We start from the raw sequence: 12,426 nt of genomic DNA, 5'->3' as shown, positions 1-12,426 counted from the left end.
ACTACCCTCCTACACAGGCTAGTCCCTGTTCTTTAATATCCTTTATTCTTGCAGGACCGATTCCGGTTATTCGAGATAAATCATCAATGGTTTTAAAAGGCCTAATATTGACTAACTGTTCTGCTCGTTCGATACCAATATGTTTTATCCCTTGTAATTGATCAATAGATGCCGAATTCACATCTATACAGCCTTTAGTAATATTAGAGTCTTGTTTAGGTTCCTCCGTCTTCTTATTCCCAGAAGGAGTTCCTTTTTTGCTGCTAGGGGTAATTGTTCCATCTTTGTTCGTGAAAACTTTGTAATCTTTTCCATCTGTTGAAACGATAATAGTACCATGAACATCCGTACCGTATAAGTCGATTCCAGCATTTTGGACAAGGTTAACGACCTCATCATGAGGGTGTCCATAACTATTGTCAACACCAGCACTATAAATAGCAATAGATGGATTTACTGTACTAAGAAACGCAGGGTCTGTTGAAGTAGATGAACCGTGGTGACCTAATTGTAAAATATCTGCATCTAAATCAAATCCACTTTGCATCATATTTAATTCGTTTTTCTTACTAGCATCTCCAGTAAAGATAAAACGAATATCACCATACGTAATTTTTAAAGAAATGGACTCTTCATTGTCGTTTTCTGTGATTGTTTTTGGATATAAGACAGCAATTTCTAATGATCCTATTTCAAATTCATCGCCCATTCTCGGTTCATAATAATCTGCACCACTTTTATCAATGGCTTCTAGTACCCGTTGAAACGTTTGCGAAGAGTTCGTATTACCGGACATCCAAACTTCCCCAACGTCAAATGTATTAATTACTTTATCCAGTTGGCCAATATGGTCAGCATCTGGATGAGTGCCAATCGCAATGTCGATATGTGATACGTTTTGAGCATGTAAATAGTTTACAACATCATTTCGGTTCCAATTTCCTGCGTCAATTAGTATATGAAACGCTTCTCCTTCAACAGTGAATTGCAATAAGGTGGAATCAGCTTGACCAACATTCATGTAATGAACCTTTAACTCAGATAACGATTGACTTTCTTTTTCGTTTGCATTTTTTTCTACTTCTATTTCCTCTTTCTTGCTCGGAGGTACTTTATCATTAGAGTTTTGCTCTTGATTGTGTTCACTTGTATTATTTCCTAAATTTGTAGACTCTTGTGCGCATCCTGTAAAGATAAAGAGAACAACGGTAAATAGAGCTAAAAGATGGTGTTTGTACATGTAGTATCCCTCATTTCTATTTTACCAATATACCATATTGGTAAAAGGTTTACGCTTTTATATGGTAAAATCAAAAAAGTACAAGATAATTATTAGGAACGGGGAGTTATTATTGAAAAACTTCTTTACGTATAACTGGCAAGTTCGACAAGAATGGTTTGAGTGGTGTAAGCATGTTAAAGAGGAAGAATTGACAAAATCTCGAGTTGGTGGAGTTGGGAGTATATTAGAAACACTGTTTCATATAGTAGAGGTTGAATATAGTTGGATCCGAGCTATTCAACGTAAGGAGGATATTGTCGTTACCTTCAAAGAATATGATACGTTGGACAAAATCATGTCTTTATCTAAAAGATACGAAGAAGAAATAACTGAATTTTTAAACGGTGATTTATTTGAGATGAAAAATGAACATGTTTACATTCCGTGGGACAAAAATACATATATAGTTGATGATATACTGCATCATCTCGTCGCACATGAAATTCATCATATCGGACAATTATCAGTATGGGCGAGGGAGTTAGGAAAAAGACCAGTTCCTGCAAATTTTATTGGTAGAAATATAAGAAATTGAGAGTGAAAAAGAGTATGTAAGGAGATTGTGCCAAATGGTAGCCAAAATAAAGATTGATAAACCAAAAATACCAATGGGGTTAACGACTGCAAGTTTTCAAGACGTATTCTCCAATGAAGAGCCATACTTAGGCTCAAGTGTAGTGGAGAGCTCCATAGTGGAAAGTGAACAAATAGAAAAAATAGAATTCTATCAAGTTGTTTTTCGTAACGTTACATTTACAGATGTATCGTTTAGAAAAATAGAGCTTACAGATGTTATTTTCGAAAATTGCGATTTATCTAATGTCCAGTTAATAGAAGGTAGTTTACATAGAGTGGAATTCATTGACTGTAAATTAATCGGGTTAAACCTTTCGGATTCGACGTTGAAAAATGTATTGTTTACGAACTGCAATCTAAATTTAAGTGGATTTGGTTATGGAAATTTAAAGCAAGTCGCTTTTACTACCTGTTCATTACAAAACGCTGATTTTTATGACTGTACTTTTAGTAAAATTCATTTCCATCAATGTGAATTAAACGATGCTAACTTCACTGGTACCCCATTAAAAGGAATTGATTTAAGTACTTCTACGTTCCAACGACTTACGGTTGCAGTGGAAAACTTAAGAGGTTGTGAAGTTTCTGTGGAACAAGCGGTTGGGTTTGCTACGCTGCTTGGATTAAAAATAAAAGACTAAGGCCCTCAACTAAAAGCCTTAGTCTTATTTTTGTAAACTCCAGTATATTTCTGTTTTGTCTGTACAGTAAAACCCTTCTAGGTTAGTGGACTCTACTATTCTTTTTACCGTTGCTTTATCAGAGCACACAAAAGAAAAGTGACTATCCGAGTGAGTCGTAATTAAAATTTTATGATCATGTGTGAAGAGATTTCGATTTAAATAGATTTCTACTGTTCCATCTATTACATCATTAATATATTCAAGCTTTCTTTCTGTACAATGTTCGTCACCACACCATATCCAACTATGGCCAACTTCTTTTACAGCGTTAAGTACATTTTCTATTACGATATTTGGGAAAACACCCTCACTTGGTTCTAGAAGGCCGTGCTTTTGACACACATCTTTTATTATCGTTCCTACCTCTTGATCTGCATATTCTTTACTTAACCCTAAAATATTCGTTCGCAGACCGATATCCAATTGTTGGATGCTAGTTAGACCTGATAATGTTAAAAATTCTCTCCATGTTACTACTTCATAATTTTGTTTTATTTCCTTAGTAGTTGGAAAGCCATTAACTTGCAAATCTTTACTTTTAGGCTTTAAAAATGGATGAAAAAAAATATAAACTTCTTCAAATACATCTTTATAAAATTTCTTTATTGAGGTACCTTCATAAGCGCATACAGCGTATTTATGTGGTTTAGGAGCCCGTCGATTCGATTCATCCATACGTTATCACCATCCTTAAAGATAATTGTATCTATTTTTCTATTATGTAGTAATTAACATAATATCCAATGTCATTTTTGTATAACTAAAACACTATAACTCTATTCATTAAGGGTATTAACATCATTTTCAATCCATTCTTCGAGCATGCGGTTAAAAAGGTCTGGGTGGGCTAAAGAAAAACCATGACCGATACTAGGTAAAATTACACCTTTACTATTTGAGCTATTGTTTGTAACTTCTTTCATCGAATCTTTCATGATTTTTCTTTCTTTTTCTCCGACTGTTACTAAAATTTTGCTGTTAGAAGTATTAAACTTATGTGGTATTGCAAATGACATATTTTCTTTCATAACCCGCAGAAAACTATCCTTACTTAATTGACAGCTTTCTTCATAATAAATGTCATAATAATCTTCTGTTATGTACATGGATTTCGCTTGAATTTTGGAAAATGCTTTATATTTCACTAAAGGAAATGCAAACATCATCGAGTTAGTTAAAGCATTAGCGAAAGGAATTTTTTTAACTAAAGGGCTATTAATCATAGCGAAATCAATTAGCTGTGGTTTCTTTCCTATCATAGCAATTAAAACTTGAGCACCTAACGAAAATCCTATTGCAATAACACGTTTACCATTACTTTTCTCATTAATTAGGTTAATAATTTTATCGGCAGCCCCATCATGTAAACGAGCACATTGTTTCAGCACCTCTTTTTCAAATTAATTCAGAACATAATCTGAGATAATGTGCTCGTTTTTCCATTATATTTCGGAATGTGCAAAATCTTATTCATTTTATTTCAGATTTTATTGATAAAGAAAAGACCCTAAAACGGGTCCTCGACTTCCAAATAATTTTGTGGATTCACTTGTACCTTATATATATGTTGAACATGTAATACAAACATTACTTCTCCCTCTAAGGTGACAAACCAATCAAAGTCCTTCTCAAGGTATGCTTGAAAATATTGATTTTGAACGAGTAACTCAAAAGAATCACCTTGCTGTAACCAATAGGCTTTATGTTCAATCCACAATCTCCATTCCTGTACCTCATGATCATAGATTAGTATCCCTTTTTTCATCATAAGCCACTATCCTCAATTGCCAGACGTACAACTTCTTCATCTACTTGTTCTTTTTTTAGTTGTGACCCGAATAATAAGCTATTTATCGATAATGAATTAATTACTCGTGGCCACCCCTGTGAACGGGAAGCGATAGCCTCAATGGCTTCGTCCGTGAAAATCGGCATTTTCGCTCCTGCTAACTTCATATGGTGTTGAATATACTCTCTTACTTCTTCTTTTGATAAAGGCTGTATCTCGTATTTCATAATCATTCGTTGTGCTAGAGGTCGATGATGATTAAGGGCGATTCGTGTTTTTAAGTGTGGCAGTCCAGCTAAAACTAGAATATAAGGATTCGTTGAATCCATCTGGAAGTTAAAGAGAATCGCTAAATCTTGTAGAAAGGCATCTTTCGCCATATGCATTTCATCTAATATAAAGACGGGAGTGATTTTACGCTCTTGAGCCATTCGTTCAATACCTTGTTGTATTTGCCTAAATAAATCCACCTTACGAAACTTTGGTTCTTCTCCTAAGCCATAAACTAAGCCTCGATAAAAATCCATTACTCCCCCTGTAGAGAGTGGAAAATAGACTACATGATATAACGAGGGATTTAAAGATTCTTTAAAGGTGCGCAATGTAAAAGTTTTTCCTGCACCTGGATCTCCAATGAGAATACCCATTCCTTTTGACTTTTTAAGATAATCTAGGGCCCCTATGGCACCTTGATAGTCTGTGGAAGCGAAGGCATCTGTTGAACGTAATTCCTTTGAAAAGGGAGCTTGGGATAAGGAATAAAAAGACTTATACATCTATGACTTCCCCCTTTCCTGCTGATAACGTAAAAGGAGACCGAACCCGTTTGACATGGGCATTATCACTCATAGATACTGGTATAGCTTCAGCTACCTTTTTATCATCTTCAAAAATAAATATTCCTTTTTCATCGAATCGGACATCAATTGATTGACCAATGAAACGAGGAGGTACTTCATAAAGTTGTTTATTTAATGTAATGGTACTATCTGCTTTTACTTTTCGATGTTCCCGTTTCAAAAAGATGGAGTCCAAAATAGACGTGTTGTCTAGGAATTTCACATTTTCTAATTGAGATTGATAGACTTCATGTGGCGTTTTTCCATCCAGGGAAGCGTGAACTCTTCGGTGATAATCTACCTCTAACCATCTCCAAAACCTTTCATTCAGTTCTTCTAAGGAATGAACTGGCTTTGCCTGAAGTAGGGGATAAAACCTTGTTTGAATCGTTTTGAAAAGCCTTTCTATTTTTCCTTTCGCCCTAGGATCGTACGGTTGCGTATGGGCTAACGTAATTCCTAATTGTGCACACGCATATTGAAGTGTTTCCGAACGATAAATTTTCCCGTTATCCGCATAAATGATGGTGGGGTTTCCTCTCCTGAGGAGTGCCTCTTTTGTCACGACTCTTAACCCATCAAACTTTTCTGACGAGAAAAATTGACCGTGGGGAACGAGGCGTGAACAGTCATCTATATAGGCAATGAGAAATGTCTTTTTCTTCTTGCCATCTATTGGTATATAGGGGCCATGAGACAAATCTGCCTGCCACAAAACATTGACTCGTTCATGGGCAAACCTTTTCCGTTCAGGAGTAGCCAAAATATTTTTCCCTACTAAGTTGTGTTTTTTCAGTAATCGGTTTATAGTAGAGTAAGATATTTGATTTTTGTTGATTTCTCCTAGCTCGATGAGATGTTCGTAGAAAACACTCACTGGCATATGGAGAAATTTTTTTCGTATTTCAAGAATTTGATCTTGATCATCAGGAGATAATCTTCTAGAATTCCCCTGGTCTGCCCGTTTCTTTGGCTTTAATGCCTCGAACCCATGTCGGCGATAATGAAGCAGCCACTCTTTTATTGTTTTTTCTGCCACTTTCCTTTCCCCATAATAAGGAATGGAATGAAGCTTACCCTCCAAGCCTTTAAAATATTCCTTCGGATCAACTTGTTCATTAAATAATGGGGAAATCAACCCATATCGAAATAAGGCCACCTGTTCACGTTCTTTTTCATTCATGGAATCTTCCTCCTTTTTATAGAAGGACGACCGGTCATCCATGATTCTTATTCTACTTTTTTCGATATTTTCTGACTATGAAAAAGGTATGTGGGATAAACAATATTTTCTAAATCACTCAAATATGATAGAATTAATTTGCCATAAAGTATGTTGATAAATGACCTTGTGACCTTCGCAAGAAAGGTGATTCGCCAAAATCAGAGATCATTTTCATATATTTTGTGGCTTCTTTTATAATGTTTCCTGACATTGCGCTAACCAGCCCGATATCGATAAAGAAGCTATGTATCCAATTTATCCCCTTAAGATAACGCTTGTAGTAAAAACTTACTAGTTGACGACTGCCCTTTGCTTTTTTCTTTTGAAGCACATGTTTTACCCTATCTAAAACCGTATGAACAGTATGTTGAAAATATGGTAGGAGAAAGTCTGGTAGAATAGAAATATTCACTTTACATTGTAAACATTTAATGCGACAAATAGGGATTCGTAATGTAACATCGTCGGTTATCCCATAACGCCAATAATATCCGTTACGATGAAGATTTCCATGTGCAGGGCAATGGCAATTTGAGCATTCATCCAATAAAGGAAACTCGTTCTCTATCCCTCTTTCACCATATTCCACTAATCCAATGCCAAAATCATAAGAAATGATCATAAAAAAACCTCCCCTTGTAATATGCAAAAAATTTAGCACATTATTTTAGAGAAGTATAGATGTTACTCCGGAGAAATTTGCAAAATTTAGTTGTATATTGGAGGAGAAAAAGTGACTGTTTACACCCATCAATCGTAAAGTGGCCTTCATGAATACTTTTACCGTGTTCGGGAAGGTCGGGTACTAAACAATGAAACTTCGAACGAAAATATTCAACCTGTTTATCCCACATCCAACCACTTACTCCACCGCCATGGATAAAAACCATCAGTGTTGAATGTTCTATTCCAAACTCTTTGTAATACATCCAAATCCCTCCATGTTCCTTCTTCATACTATTTTTATCATACAACATAAAGGAAAAATTACAGTGCAATTTACAGAATAAAAACAATTTAAATATGTACTTGAGGGAAGGAGCTTTGAAATGGTAGTGAGGTTAGGATTCATTATATTAACAACTAAAAAGTGTTGAAGGGGATTGTGATATGAAAAACATCCCCCATAAATAGTATAGGGGATGTTCATGTTTAAAAATAATCGCCTGTATCACCCATTGAATCTAGATGGCTAGCTATTAGAGCGATGATTGTGCCGGCCTCTTCTTTACTGAAAATAAAATTGGTTTCATCCTTTAACATTTCATCTTCCTCGGTTCTAATGCGATTAATTCTTCTTAATACACCATCACCGGTTTCTTGAACAACCCCAAATTGATACGTAACCTCCACTTCATCTTCCTCATAGTAAGCAGTTACTTCTGGTGTTTCCCACTCTACATCAATTTCCTCGTAAATTTGGTCAGTATTTTCTACTTCGTCATAATCTGAATCATAAACAACGATATCTGTCTCTGTATAATCTTCGCCGTCCATATACGAGACTTCATTCATGTCGCCATTCATATAATCGTGAAAACTTTCATGCACTGCATCTACAATATCTTCAATGTCAGGTAATATTACTTTACTTAAATGACCATATTCGGGGTCAACTGTTTCCATATAAAACTCTTCATTACTAGGGTCGAAAAACAAAGTACAAAAATAATCTCTCTCTAATTCATCATCAATCTCTGTGTAAAACTCAATTCTGGGATGTTTTGCCCCTCTTTCAATAGACATATGCCCAGTTTGATCATACTTATCACAAATTGATTCTAAATTATCTTGCAACTCTCCAGTTACCCGGTCAAACCATTCTAAAGACATAGTATCCCACCTTTTCAATTAGTCGGAATTATTATGTCCATCCTTTCCTTAATTAAATTTCCATTTGGTGGGAAATGGCCATGAAAGGTACTAAACTATTTTTAGTTCCAATGCTTCAATACCTTCCAGATGCCTCTTAATAATAAACGTAATGGGGTAGCTAAAATTTCAATTGAGAAAGTGATGATGTCTATCCAATTATGCCATTCTCTCGTTTTTTCCTTTTTGCTCATTCATATCCCCTCACCTTATTTACAAGTACTATAAAAGCTCCCTAAGTCTTACTTTAAACAAAAGGTAATGAAATTTCACCAAAATTTTCTAACTTGCACTAAAATATAGAAAATAATGTTATAATTTCTTAAAAATATATATGTGAATGTAGGAAGGAGTGAAAAACGGTGGGAATTGCAATCGGAATATTAATTGCTTCTTTTGTTGCTTGTTTTTACTTAAGTAGTACGCGCTTTAAAGATAAAAAGTTTATTGTATGGGGTGTATTTACCATCTTCTCATTTGCTCCACTAGTATCATGGTTATTGTCGATCTCTTACGGAGTATATGAGGAAAGTGGCTTTGCTGCTATGGCGTTAATGATGGTAACGTTTCCGATATTTTTAATTGTTGGTGTCGTTATACTCGTTATGGGATTGTACAGGTTGAAATATAGTTAAGCAAAGAGTTACTTAAATATAGTGTGATGAAATGTTAGGGGGGTAGTGGGATGGATGGTGTTGAAGTAATTATATCATTGGTTGGTTTCTTTATAGCTATTTATTTATTATCAAGAGTTGCACACTTTTTTAACAATGTAAAAAATAAATTGAATGACATCGAAAAGAAGTTAGACGATTTAATAGCTTTTAATGAAAAACAAACCAACAATAATGAAAAAAGTACATAAGGAGGATGCCGATGCCTACTTGTCAATCTTGTGGAACAAAATGGGGCTGGAAGCAAACGATTAAAAAATCGTTCACCTTTCATTCAGCGTTGGAATGTCCTTACTGCGGTAAAAAGCAATATTGGACAACAAAGTCACGGAGAAAGGTAAGTTTTTCTACTATGATTATTCCCTTTTTTATTATTGTTCCATCTCTTTTTACTATTTCGCGATTGCTTATTTTAAGTATGTTAATATGTTTAAGTTTGTTCATTCTTTCGATGGTTCCTTTTATTATGGAATTGACGGACGAGGAAGAGCCCCTTTGGTAGGGTAGCGCAAGAAACGGAGGGAAAAAAAGATGACTATTTATGAAGCGACAAAGAACGATGTCGGAGGTGTATCTAACTTATTTAATTTATATCGGATGTTTTATAATCAACCTTCCGATTTAGAAGGAGCACGTTCATACATAACAGAAAGAATGGAGAAAGGGGATTCTGTTATTTTTGTTGCAAAAATTGATGATGAGTATGTCGGTTTCACTCAACTTTATCCGACTTTTTCTTCTATCTCGATGAAAAAAGCGTGGATTCTAAACGATCTTTACGTAGATGAACAGGCAAGAGGGCAAGGCGTAGGAGAAAAGCTATTACAAAGGGCAAAGGAGTTAGCCGTTCAAACGGGTGCTAAAAGTATAAGTCTAAGTACTGCACTTGACAATTATACTGCCCAAAGGCTTTACGAGAAAAACGGATACGAACGGGACGAACATTTTTATCAATATGAACTTAGTTTAAGTAAATAAAAGGTTAACAGTTTATGTTTCAATTACTAAAGTTGTATGGGGGATCCAATGACAATTGATAATTTGAAATATGTAATGGAACGAATCCTTTCTCAACTAGAACAGCATTATATTTTTCCAGAAAAAGTTAACGAAGTCCGTGCTTTATTGGAAGAAAACTTTGCAAATAGCAAATACCAATTAGATGTTGTATCGCTTTGTAAAGTAATTACTGAAGATTTGCAAAAAGTTACAAAGGATAAACATTTAACTGTTTTTTACCGTCCAGGTCTCTCTGTAGATCAGAGTTTGGATCAAATATTGATAGAAGATGAAATGAAAAAAGGTAAGGTAGATAACTACGGTTTTCATAAAATGGAACGACTTACAGGAAACGTAGGTTATATCGATATCCGTAAATTTTACAGTGTACAACTCGGGGCGGAAACAGTAATTAGCGTAATGAACTACATTGCAAATACAGATGCATTAATTATCGATTTAAGAAAAAACGGGGGAGGAAGATTAGAAATGATCACATTCCTTGCTTCCTTTTTTTTCGAAACATCCACACATGTCAATAGCGTCTATAACCGATCGGAAAATACTTTAATACAAGAATGGACCCAACCTTTTGTTCCTGGAAAACGGTATGTAAATAAACCCATCTTTCTCTTAACGAGTGATTTTACTTTTTCAGGTGGAGAAGCATTTGCGTATAGTTTACAACAGTTAAACAGAGCGAAAGTAGTTGGTGAGGTAACTGGAGGAGGGGCTCATCCAGTAATGTTTGCACGTGTTGAGGGAGACATTCATATTCGAATTCCGAATAGAAGGTCAATTAATCCGATTACGAATACGAATTGGGAAGGGACAGGGGTGTTTCCTAATGTGCAAATGAAAAATGAAGAGGCATTTCATTATAGTTACAAAAAGGCTCTACAATATGTCAAAGAAAAGTATGAACCTATTAAAGGTTATGAGTTCTTAGTGAAAGAAATTAATTCTACCATTAGGGAAATAACCAGGTAAATAAAAAATTTAGCAAAGGTGGATGAACAATGGGAGAGAAACTTGTAAGAGTAGGTACTACTTATTTACCTGTAATCAATGTAAATGAATCAGCCGAATGGTATGTAGAAAAGCTAGGGGCAGTGCTATCGTATAAAGACGAAGATAAAGCAATCATTAATTTAGCTAATCAAAGCTTTTTTCTTGTGAAAGCTGTGGAAAATGGAACAGCAAACTTTATTGATGCCTATGGGGAAGAACGGTTTTCGTTAACTTTTGAAGTGGCTGGGGAAGAGGCTTTAGTTCAATTAAGAGATGAATTATGTCAGAAAGAAGTTAAGGTCGGGGAACTGGAAGACAGAGGACATATCGGTAGAAATTTTGTCTTTTATGATTTAAACGGAAATAAGTTCGATGTATGGAGTGAGCTTAGTCCATTTTTTAAAGGGCAGTTTTCTAACAAAATGTAAGGAGCATATAAATCTAATTAAGGAAGTGATTAGATGCATCCCATCACTTTAATAGAAATTATGATTGCTAGTATCTTCATTCTTCTACTTTTGATGGTTTCTGTAATTTTAAGAAAAAAGTGGAGAAAAAACGGGCTAATTCTTACTTCTGTTTTGTTGGTTATAACACTTGCCTTTTTCTTTATTCGTCCGTATTGGATAGATTACCAAATTAAAGAGCGTATCGTAGTACTTGATGAATATTTAAAAGAGCGTTATCCAGGGGAATCATGGGAAATTTCAAGTATTGACCATACAACTTATCGACAGTACAATCCGTATCATTTAAATGTAACTTTTAGTAAAGAGCTAGAAATACAATATTCTTATCATGTTAATTGGAAAGGTGATATTAAACAAGTTTCTGTCTATACACCTGACAATATTCGTTTAAGCGAGTTAAATTATTTGGAAATTGAGGAGAATCAATAGATTTGACGATATACATTTAAATTTTATAAGCATCAACCTTGATCAGAGGTTTTAAAGATGGATTTGTAGAAGGGGATAAACCGATGGAAAAAACAACGAAAATGAGCGAGACAAAATGACCATAAAAAAAATTGACATCGAAAAACATGACGTTGCAAAAACGGTATTAAACATACAACTAGCATCCTATAAAATAGAAGCGGAAATAATCGGTTATGACGGTATTCCACCTCTTCATGATACGATTAAATCACTGCAACATTGTGGTGAATCATTTTATGGATTCTACTTAGACGACGAATTATGTGGAGCAATATCATTTAAAATGAAAAAGAACATAATGGATATACATCGTTTAGTCGTTCATCCTGACCAATTTCGTAAAGGTATTGCTAGTAAACTGCTAACATATATATATGATTTGGATAATATTGAAGGGATAGTCGTTTCTACAGCAACGTTGAATACTCCGGCCATTAAATTTTACGAAAAACATGGCTTCCACAAGGAAAAGGAAGAAAAAATTAATGAACAGTTATCACTATCCTTTTTCAGAAAAGAAAAAAAGTAAAAGGCC

Annotated in this window: 19 protein-coding genes and 1 pseudogene; 10 read left to right on the top strand and 10 right to left on the bottom strand. The window is 34.8% G+C overall.

Translation table 11 applies throughout. The annotated features are described in order from the left end of the window. Position 1: 1 nt before the first annotated feature. Positions 2 to 1,240 carry an MBL fold metallo-hydrolase gene (locus O1A01_RS17815; RefSeq protein WP_270064622.1) on the bottom strand — a complete coding sequence of 413 codons (1,239 nt, stop codon included), beginning with the start codon at positions 1,238 to 1,240 and terminating at the stop codon, positions 2 to 4. A 112-nt stretch (positions 1,241 to 1,352) separates the two neighbouring features. Between O1A01_RS17815 and O1A01_RS17810 the strand changes: the two genes are divergently transcribed. Continuing rightward, complete coding sequence (locus O1A01_RS17810) at positions 1,353 to 1,817, top strand: DinB family protein (RefSeq protein ID WP_270064621.1); 465 nt, start codon at positions 1,353 to 1,355, stop codon at positions 1,815 to 1,817. A gap of 46 nt (positions 1,818 to 1,863) precedes the next feature. Further along, positions 1,864 to 2,499: a pentapeptide repeat-containing protein gene (locus O1A01_RS17805; RefSeq protein ID WP_270066433.1), complete on the top strand. Its 636-nt coding sequence runs from the start codon at positions 1,864 to 1,866 to the stop codon at positions 2,497 to 2,499. Positions 2,500 to 2,523: 24 nt separating this feature from the next. On the opposite strand, the gene O1A01_RS17800 is transcribed toward O1A01_RS17805, so the two are convergent. The 9 genes and pseudogenes from O1A01_RS17800 to O1A01_RS17760 form a co-directional block, all read right to left on the bottom strand. Continuing rightward, entirely contained in the window at positions 2,524 to 3,216 is a 693-nt protein-coding gene (locus O1A01_RS17800; protein WP_270064620.1) for a DUF2711 family protein, read from the bottom strand. 101 nt (positions 3,217 to 3,317) lie between these two features. Further along, a complete protein-coding gene (locus tag O1A01_RS17795) occupies positions 3,318 to 3,929 on the bottom strand; it encodes an alpha/beta fold hydrolase (RefSeq protein ID WP_270064619.1) in 612 nt (203 codons plus the stop codon). 119 nt (positions 3,930 to 4,048) lie between these two features. Continuing rightward, entirely contained in the window at positions 4,049 to 4,309 is a 261-nt protein-coding gene (locus O1A01_RS17790; RefSeq protein ID WP_270064411.1) for a DUF5348 domain-containing protein, read from the bottom strand. After that, positions 4,306 to 5,106 carry an ExeA family protein gene (locus O1A01_RS17785; protein ID WP_270064412.1) on the bottom strand — a complete coding sequence of 267 codons (801 nt, stop codon included), beginning with the start codon at positions 5,104 to 5,106 and terminating at the stop codon, positions 4,306 to 4,308. The genes O1A01_RS17790 and O1A01_RS17785 overlap by 4 nt, the downstream gene beginning before the upstream one ends. Further along, positions 5,099 to 6,352, bottom strand: coding sequence for a DDE-type integrase/transposase/recombinase (locus tag O1A01_RS17780; RefSeq protein WP_270064413.1), 1,254 nt, complete (start codon positions 6,350 to 6,352; stop codon positions 5,099 to 5,101). The genes O1A01_RS17785 and O1A01_RS17780 overlap by 8 nt, the downstream gene beginning before the upstream one ends. A gap of 133 nt (positions 6,353 to 6,485) precedes the next feature. After that, positions 6,486 to 7,016 carry a transposase gene (locus O1A01_RS17775; protein WP_270064414.1) on the bottom strand — a complete coding sequence of 177 codons (531 nt, stop codon included), beginning with the start codon at positions 7,014 to 7,016 and terminating at the stop codon, positions 6,486 to 6,488. A gap of 130 nt (positions 7,017 to 7,146) precedes the next feature. Further along, positions 7,147 to 7,329: pseudogene (locus O1A01_RS17770) on the bottom strand (alpha/beta fold hydrolase); the annotation flags it as partial. A gap of 217 nt (positions 7,330 to 7,546) precedes the next feature. Continuing rightward, positions 7,547 to 8,227, bottom strand: a complete 681-nt coding sequence (locus tag O1A01_RS17765; RefSeq protein ID WP_270064618.1) for a hypothetical protein — start codon at positions 8,225 to 8,227, stop codon at positions 7,547 to 7,549. Positions 8,228 to 8,328: 101 nt separating this feature from the next. Continuing rightward, entirely contained in the window at positions 8,329 to 8,460 is a 132-nt protein-coding gene (locus tag O1A01_RS17760) for a hypothetical protein (RefSeq protein WP_270064617.1), read from the bottom strand. A 168-nt stretch (positions 8,461 to 8,628) separates the two neighbouring features. Here O1A01_RS17760 and O1A01_RS17755 point away from each other — a divergent pair, with 168 nt between their 5' ends. The 8 genes from O1A01_RS17755 (at position 8,629) to O1A01_RS17720 (ending at position 12,420) form a co-directional block, all read left to right on the top strand. Beyond that, complete coding sequence (locus tag O1A01_RS17755) at positions 8,629 to 8,901, top strand: hypothetical protein (RefSeq protein ID WP_066416450.1); 273 nt, start codon at positions 8,629 to 8,631, stop codon at positions 8,899 to 8,901. A gap of 50 nt (positions 8,902 to 8,951) precedes the next feature. After that, complete coding sequence (locus O1A01_RS17750; RefSeq protein WP_066416452.1) at positions 8,952 to 9,131, top strand: hypothetical protein; 180 nt, start codon at positions 8,952 to 8,954, stop codon at positions 9,129 to 9,131. An 11-nt stretch (positions 9,132 to 9,142) separates the two neighbouring features. After that, the gene (locus O1A01_RS17745; protein WP_270064616.1) at positions 9,143 to 9,442 is read left to right on the top strand and encodes a TIGR04104 family putative zinc finger protein; all 300 of its coding nucleotides are present in this window, start codon (positions 9,143 to 9,145) and stop codon (positions 9,440 to 9,442) included. A 29-nt stretch (positions 9,443 to 9,471) separates the two neighbouring features. Next, positions 9,472 to 9,918 carry a GNAT family N-acetyltransferase gene (locus O1A01_RS17740; protein ID WP_270064615.1) on the top strand — a complete coding sequence of 149 codons (447 nt, stop codon included), beginning with the start codon at positions 9,472 to 9,474 and terminating at the stop codon, positions 9,916 to 9,918. Between the two features lie 48 nt (positions 9,919 to 9,966). Next, positions 9,967 to 10,929, top strand: coding sequence for a S41 family peptidase (locus O1A01_RS17735; RefSeq protein ID WP_066416458.1), 963 nt, complete (start codon positions 9,967 to 9,969; stop codon positions 10,927 to 10,929). A 29-nt stretch (positions 10,930 to 10,958) separates the two neighbouring features. Then, complete coding sequence (locus tag O1A01_RS17730) at positions 10,959 to 11,378, top strand: VOC family protein (RefSeq protein ID WP_066416461.1); 420 nt, start codon at positions 10,959 to 10,961, stop codon at positions 11,376 to 11,378. Positions 11,379 to 11,411: 33 nt separating this feature from the next. Next, a complete protein-coding gene (locus O1A01_RS17725) occupies positions 11,412 to 11,849 on the top strand; it encodes a hypothetical protein (protein WP_270064614.1) in 438 nt (145 codons plus the stop codon). A gap of 115 nt (positions 11,850 to 11,964) precedes the next feature. Continuing rightward, complete coding sequence (locus O1A01_RS17720; RefSeq protein WP_270064613.1) at positions 11,965 to 12,420, top strand: GNAT family N-acetyltransferase; 456 nt, start codon at positions 11,965 to 11,967, stop codon at positions 12,418 to 12,420. Positions 12,421 to 12,426 lie beyond the last annotated feature (6 nt).

Source organism: Sutcliffiella sp. NC1, assembly GCF_027594365.1.
In the GTDB taxonomy this organism is placed as follows: domain Bacteria; phylum Bacillota; class Bacilli; order Bacillales; family Bacillaceae_I; genus Sutcliffiella; species Sutcliffiella cohnii.
Note: the sequence above shows the minus strand (reverse complement) of the source record. Positions and strands in the feature narration are given on the sequence as shown.

Bases quoted from the DNA above. Each gene is read 5' to 3' on its own strand.
- O1A01_RS17815 (WP_270064622.1), bottom strand. From the start codon at position 1,240: ATGTACAAACACCATCTTTTAGCTCTATTTACCGTTGTTCTCTTTATC.
- O1A01_RS17800 (WP_270064620.1), bottom strand. From the start codon at position 3,216: ATGGATGAATCGAATCGACGGGCTCCTAAACCACATAAATACGCTGTA.
- O1A01_RS17790 (WP_270064411.1), bottom strand. From the start codon at position 4,309: ATGATGAAAAAAGGGATACTAATCTATGATCATGAGGTACAGGAATGG.
- O1A01_RS17785 (WP_270064412.1), bottom strand. From the start codon at position 5,106: ATGTATAAGTCTTTTTATTCCTTATCCCAAGCTCCCTTTTCAAAGGAA.
- O1A01_RS17780 (WP_270064413.1), bottom strand. From the start codon at position 6,352: ATGAATGAAAAAGAACGTGAACAGGTGGCCTTATTTCGATATGGGTTG.
- O1A01_RS17775 (WP_270064414.1), bottom strand. From the start codon at position 7,016: ATGATCATTTCTTATGATTTTGGCATTGGATTAGTGGAATATGGTGAA.
- O1A01_RS17765 (WP_270064618.1), bottom strand. From the start codon at position 8,227: ATGTCTTTAGAATGGTTTGACCGGGTAACTGGAGAGTTGCAAGATAAT.
- O1A01_RS17760 (WP_270064617.1), bottom strand. From the start codon at position 8,460: ATGAGCAAAAAGGAAAAAACGAGAGAATGGCATAATTGGATAGACATC.
- O1A01_RS17750 (WP_066416452.1), top strand. From the start codon at position 8,952: ATGGATGGTGTTGAAGTAATTATATCATTGGTTGGTTTCTTTATAGCT.
- O1A01_RS17745 (WP_270064616.1), top strand. From the start codon at position 9,143: ATGCCTACTTGTCAATCTTGTGGAACAAAATGGGGCTGGAAGCAAACG.
- O1A01_RS17740 (WP_270064615.1), top strand. From the start codon at position 9,472: ATGACTATTTATGAAGCGACAAAGAACGATGTCGGAGGTGTATCTAAC.
- O1A01_RS17735 (WP_066416458.1), top strand. From the start codon at position 9,967: ATGACAATTGATAATTTGAAATATGTAATGGAACGAATCCTTTCTCAA.
- O1A01_RS17730 (WP_066416461.1), top strand. From the start codon at position 10,959: ATGGGAGAGAAACTTGTAAGAGTAGGTACTACTTATTTACCTGTAATC.
- O1A01_RS17725 (WP_270064614.1), top strand. From the start codon at position 11,412: ATGCATCCCATCACTTTAATAGAAATTATGATTGCTAGTATCTTCATT.
- O1A01_RS17720 (WP_270064613.1), top strand. From the start codon at position 11,965: ATGACCATAAAAAAAATTGACATCGAAAAACATGACGTTGCAAAAACG.